The organism is Streptomyces sp. NPDC111520, from assembly GCF_055635295.1.
Genome location: NZ_JBVKBW010000042.1, coordinates 26155 through 31659, shown reverse-complemented (window position 1 = coordinate 31659; position 5505 = coordinate 26155). Strand labels below are relative to the sequence as shown.

Sequence of the window (5505 nt, the reverse complement as noted above, 5' to 3'; positions counted from 1 at the left end):
TGTGGTGCAGTCCTAGACAGCTCCACCACACCGGAGGTCTTCGCCTTGATCAAGCCCCCGCAGGTGTCAACAACGCTCGTGATCAATACAGCTAGCGCGTGTCGTCACGTGACTCAAGGGCCGGCGTACGCGGGTCGGAAGACCGGCCGCGGCGGCGGCCCGCGACGCTGCCGACGGCCTCGACGACGGGGTGCCGGTGGGCCCCGGGCCCGCGTAGGGCGTGCAGCATCACGAACATCATCAGCGGGCACATCAGCGCCACGGCGAGGATGAAGATCGCGCCGATCGGCACGCCCAGCCCGACCGCGACCACCACCGCGACCGCCGCGGCGAGCCCGTACAGCCCGTAGTGACGTGCGGTCGCCCTCGTCCTGCCCATGGCGGCCTCCCGCGGTCTCGGCGACGGCCCGTTCCCTCATCGTAAGGCGGTGGGCGCGCGCCGCATCCCCGCGTCAACGGCCGTTGCCCGCGGCCCGGGTGACGCCCGGGCCCCCGGGGCGGCGCGCGCCCCCCTCGGTGTCGCGCGGACCACCGTGCGCCCTCACCGGGGGCCGCCGAGCGGGGTGGACATACTTCCCGCTCATGGGATCATCCTGCGGTGTGCCGCCCGCGGCGCGGCGGGAACCGCGGCCCGTGCGCCGGGCGTCGCCACATGCGACCGCCGCGTCACCGGGGTCCGGAGCGTCCCTCCGCACGGCCCCCGCCCCACGCGACGACCGCGCGCAGGACAACCATCGTCGTCGACACCCGAGAGGGGCAGGGCATGACCGCAACGGCGAGCCGCTACCTCTACCTCACCCGGCACGCCGAGGCGCTGCCGGACGAGAGCGGACTCACGGAGAACGGCTTCCGGCAGGCCGGGCTCCTCGGCGAGCGGCTGAAGGGCTCCCCGATCTCCGCCGTCCACCACAGTCCGCTGCCCAGGGCCGCGCAGTCCGCCGCGATGATCGGCGAACAACTGGGGAGCGGGGTGCCCGTGGCGCCCCACGAACTCGCCGGGGACTACCCGCCGTACTTCCCCGCGGAGTCCGAGCTGCCGCCGGACAGCGCGTACTACCTCTCCCGCTTCCTCGACCACTTCTCCCCCGAGGAGCGCGCCTGGGGGCCGCAGCTGGCCGCCGAGGCGCTGACCCGGTTCGCCGGGCCCATGGCGGCGGGCAAGGCGCACCACGAGCTGGTCGTGACGCACAACTTCCTGATCGGCTGGCTGGTCTCGGCGGCGCTGGACGCGCCCCGCTGGCGCTGGCTCAGCCTCAACCACGCCAACGCCGCCCTGACGGTGATCCGCTACACCCCCGGCCGCCCGAACTCGGTGCTGCTCTTCAACGACATGCGGCACCTCCCGGAGGAGCTGCGCTGGACCGGTTTCCCGGCCGAGCTGCACTTCTGAGGGCGGTCGCCCCGTTCCCTCGCCGGACACCGGACCCGGCGCCGCGGCGGGCGCCGGGGCACCGGGCCCGGGCACCGGTCGGGGGACCTTGTGGCCTATGGCAGCGCGATCCCGGGCAGTGTTAGAAATGTCGACATGGTCGACGTTTTCGACCGATTCGGGGCGTGTCAATGCGGTCACTGACCGAGAAGAGCCCGCGGAGCGTCGCCGGACAGGTGTTCATCCTGCAGGTGGCGATCGTCGTGCTGCTCGTCGCGTGCGGCGTGTTCGCGCTCGTCCTGCAGTCCCGGCACGACGGCGAGCGGGAGGCCGTCAACCGCTCCATCGCGGCGGCCGGCACCTTCGCGCGCTCCCCCGGCCTGGACGAGGTGCTGAAGGAACCGGACCCCTCCAAGACCCTCCAGCCGATCACCGAACTGGCCCGCAAGGAGGCCGGGGTCGACTTCATCGTGGTGATGGACACCTCCGGCATCCGTTACACGCACCCGATCCCCGACCGGATCGGCCGGCGGTTCGTCGGCACCATCGAGCCGTCCCTGCAGGGCAGGGTCCACACCGAGAGCGTGCACGGTCCGCTCGGCCACGAGGTCCAGGCCGTGGTGCCCGTCTTCGACCCCGTCGACGACCCGCACGGCAAGGTCGTGGCACTGGTGTCGGCCGGCATGAAGGTCAAGAGCGTGACCGGTGTGGTCGCCAAGCAGCTGCCGATCATCCTCGGCGCCGGTGCCGCCGCGCTCGCCCTGGCCATGGGCGGCACGGCCCTGGTCGCCAAACGGCTGCGCCGGCAGACCCACCGCCTGGACCCGGCCGAGATGTCCCGCATGTACGAGCACCACGACACGGTGCTGCACTCCGTACGGGAGGGCGTGCTCATCGTCGACGCCGACGGTCGGCTGCTCCTCGCCAACGACGAGGCCAAGCGCCTGCTGGACCTCGCCCCGGACGCCGAGGGCCGGCGGATCCCGGACCTCGCGGGGCTCGACCCCGGCACGGTCGAGCTGCTGACCTCCGGGCGGGTGGCCACCGACGAGGTGCTCCCGGCCGGCGACCGCCTGCTGGCGGTGAACCAGCGTCCCACCAACGGCCGCCACGGCGGCCCCAAGTGCTCCATCGCGACCCTGCGCGACTCCACCGAGCTGCGGGCGCTGTCCGGCCGCGCCGAGGCCGCCAGGGGACGCCTCAAGCTGCTCTACGACGCGGGCCTGGGCATCGGCACGACCCTCGACGTGGTGCGCACCGCCGAGGAGCTGGCCCAGGTCGCCGTGCCGCGCTTCGCCGACTTCGTCACCGTCGACCTGGCCGACCCGGTGCTGCGCGGCGAGGAGCCGAGCGGCGCCGCCGGCTCCGACATGCGCCGTACGGCCGTCAACGGGATCCGCTCCGACGCCCCGCTCTACCCGCTCGGCAAGCTGATCGACTTCCTGCCCTCCACCCCGCAGGCGCGCGGCTTCGGCAGCGGCCGCTCCGAGATCGTCCCCGACCTGTCCTCGGACCCGGGGTGGCTCGCCCAGGACCCCGAGCGCACCGACCGGGTCGTCGGCTACGGCATCCACTCGCTGATCGCGGCCCCGCTCAAGGCCCGCGGCGTGGTGCTGGGCATCGCCAACTTCTGGCGGTCCGAGAAGCCGGAGCCGTTCGACGAGGACGACCTCTCGCTCGCCGAGGAACTGGTGGCCCGGGCCGCGATCAACATCGACAACGCACGCCGCTACACCCGCGAGCACGCCCTGGCCGTCACCCTGCAGCGCAGCCTCCTGCCGCGCGCGCTGCCCGAGCAGAGCGCGCTGGACGTGGCGCACCGCTACCTGCCCGCGCAGTCCGGCGTCAGCGGCGACTGGTTCGACGTCATCCCGCTCCCGGGCAACCGGGTGGCGCTGGTCGTCGGCGACGTCGTGGGGCACGGGCTGCACGCCGCCGCCACCATGGGACGGCTGCGCACCGCCGTGCACAACTTCTCCACCCTCGACCTGCCGCCCGACGAGCTCCTCGGCCACCTCGACGACCTGGTCGGGCGCATCGACCAGGACGAGTCCGGCACCGGTGTCGGCGCCGGCGTCATGGGCGCCACCTGCTTGTACGCCATCTACGACCCCGTCTCGCGGCGCTGCGCGATGGCCAGGGCCGGACACCACCCGCCCGCGCTGGTGCGCCCCGACGGCGGTGTGGAGTTCCCCGACCTGCCGGCCGGGCCGCCGCTGGGCCTGGGCGGCATGCCGTTCCAGACCGCGGAACTGGAGCTGGCGGAGGGCACGCAGCTCGTCCTGTACACCGACGGGCTGATCGAGGACCGCACCCGGGACCTCGACGTCGGCATGGAGATGCTGGGGCGGGCCCTGGCCGCCCACCCGGACCGGCCGCCCGAGGAGAGCTGCCAGGCCGTGCTGGAGGCGCTGCTGCCCGGCCGCCCCAAGGACGACGTGGCCCTCCTCATCGCCCGCACCCGCGCCACGCCCGCCGACCACGTCGCCGAATGGGAGGTGCCGGTCGATCCCGCGGCCGTGTCGGGGATGCGGGCCGCCGTCGCCGAGAAGCTGGACGAGTGGGGCCTGTCGGAACTGGCGTTCGGCATGGAGCTGGTGCTCAGCGAACTCATCACCAACGCGATCCGCTACGGTTCCGCGCCCATCAGGGTGCGGCTGCTGCTGGACCGCACCCTGACCTGCGAGGTGTCCGACGGCAGCAGCACCTCGCCGCACCTGCGCTACGCCGCCACCACCGACGAGGGCGGCCGCGGGCTGTTCCTCGTCGCCCAGGTCGCCGAGCGCTGGGGCACCCGTTACACCCCCTGGGGCAAGGTGATCTGGGCCGAGCAGCCGCTGCCCGCCTGGGCGGACCGCGCCCTTGCCGCGGGCATGCGGCTGACGGGCGCGGTCGACGCCACGACGCGGTGAAGGCGCCGGGGGCTCACAGGGGCGTCTCCGCCAGCACCCGCGCCCGGCAGCGGGCGGGCGTGCCCCAGGCGGAGCGCAGCGCGCGGGCCTTGGTCAGCCACAGGGACAGGTCGTACTCGGCGGTGTAGCCGATGGCGCCGTGCAGTTGCAGCGCGGTGCGCGCCGCCCGGTACGCGGCCTCACCGCACGCCACCTTCGCGGCGGCGACGTCGGCGCCGGTGCCGGTCACGGCGGCGCCGTACAGCAGCGGCCGGGCGAACTCCAGGGCGATCAGGGTGTCGGCCAGCCGGTGCTTGACGGCCTGGAAGGAGCCCACCGGGACGCCGAACTGGTGGCGCCGCCGTACGTGCTCGACCGTGCGGGCCAGCAGCGCGAGCCCGACGCCGAGCGCCTGGGCCGCCGTGACGAGGGCCGCCCGGTCGGCGGCGCGGGCCGCCGCGGCCCCGACGGCGGGCCCGGTGGCCAGCACCGCCGCGGTGTCCTGCCGCGGCCGGGCCAGGCGCCGCACGGGGTCGAGGGAGGCCAGCGGCGGACCGTGCTCGCGGGCCAGGAGGAGCCGGTCCCCGCTCACGAGCAGGACGCCGTCGGCGGCGTCGGCGTCGAGGGCGTGGCCGCCCTCCGGATCGGCGAGACCGAGCAGGGCCCGCCCCTCGGCGATCCGGGGCAGCCACTCCTCGGCCGGCCCCGGGTCGGGCAGCGCCTCCAGGAGCGCGGCCGCGGCCACCGTCTCGGCGAGCGGCCCGGGCACGGCGTGCCGCCCCAGCTCCACGAAGGCGAGGGCGAGCTCGACGGGACGCGCCCCGTGGCCCTCGTACGCCTCCGGCACGGCCAGCGCGAAGAGCCCGGCACCGGCCAGCCGCGCCCACAGCCGCCGCCCCGGCCCGTGCTCCCCCGCCGCCCAGGCCCGGGCCGTCCCGGGCGTCCCGGCGGCCGCGAGCATCCGGTCCAGGCTGCGGACGAAGTCCGCCTGCTCGGCGGACGGCAGGAACCTCACGGCCGCCCTCCCCCCGCCGACCACGCCCCACGGGCCGCCGGCACGCGGTCCACGCTGCGAACGCAGTCCGCCCGCTCGGCAGGCGGCATCAACCCATGGACGAGCTCCCCCGCCGGCCAAGGCCCCCGCACACTCCGACCGCCACACGCCTCCGCCACGGCCCCGGCCCGGACCGCCGACATGCGGCCCAGGGCCCGGACGAAGTCCGCCCCCTCGGCAGACGGCAGCAA

At 75.1% G+C, this 5505-nt stretch carries 4 protein-coding genes; 2 read left to right on the top strand and 2 right to left on the bottom strand.

All coding sequences use genetic code 11. From position 1 onward, the window contains the following. Window positions 1-91 precede the first annotated feature (91 nt). Window positions 92-379 carry a hypothetical protein gene (locus ACZ7MY_RS42695; RefSeq protein ID WP_499611697.1) on the bottom strand — a complete coding sequence of 96 codons (288 nt, stop codon included), beginning with the start codon at window positions 377-379 and terminating at the stop codon, window positions 92-94. A gap of 384 nt (window positions 380-763) precedes the next feature. On the opposite strand from ACZ7MY_RS42695, the gene ACZ7MY_RS42690 reads away from it, so the two are divergent. Both ACZ7MY_RS42690 and ACZ7MY_RS42685 read left to right on the top strand, forming a co-directional pair. Next, the gene (locus tag ACZ7MY_RS42690) at window positions 764-1390 is read left to right on the top strand and encodes a histidine phosphatase family protein (protein ID WP_499611695.1); all 627 of its coding nucleotides are present in this window, start codon (window positions 764-766) and stop codon (window positions 1388-1390) included. Window positions 1391-1560: 170 nt separating this feature from the next. Next, window positions 1561-4281 (top strand): SpoIIE family protein phosphatase, encoded by a 2721-nt coding sequence (locus ACZ7MY_RS42685; protein ID WP_499611693.1) that lies wholly within the window; start codon window positions 1561-1563, stop codon window positions 4279-4281. A gap of 13 nt (window positions 4282-4294) precedes the next feature. Here ACZ7MY_RS42685 and ACZ7MY_RS42680 read toward each other — a convergent pair whose 3' ends face one another. After that, a complete protein-coding gene (locus ACZ7MY_RS42680; RefSeq protein WP_499611690.1) occupies window positions 4295-5275 on the bottom strand; it encodes an acyl-CoA dehydrogenase family protein in 981 nt (326 codons plus the stop codon). Window positions 5276-5505 lie beyond the last annotated feature (230 nt).

Coding starts and splice junctions, on each gene's coding strand:
- ACZ7MY_RS42695 (WP_499611697.1), bottom strand. CDS start 379: ATGGGCAGGACGAGGGCGACCGCACGTCACTACGGGCTGTACGGGCTC.
- ACZ7MY_RS42690 (WP_499611695.1), top strand. CDS start 764: ATGACCGCAACGGCGAGCCGCTACCTCTACCTCACCCGGCACGCCGAG.
- ACZ7MY_RS42685 (WP_499611693.1), top strand. CDS start 1,561: ATGCGGTCACTGACCGAGAAGAGCCCGCGGAGCGTCGCCGGACAGGTG.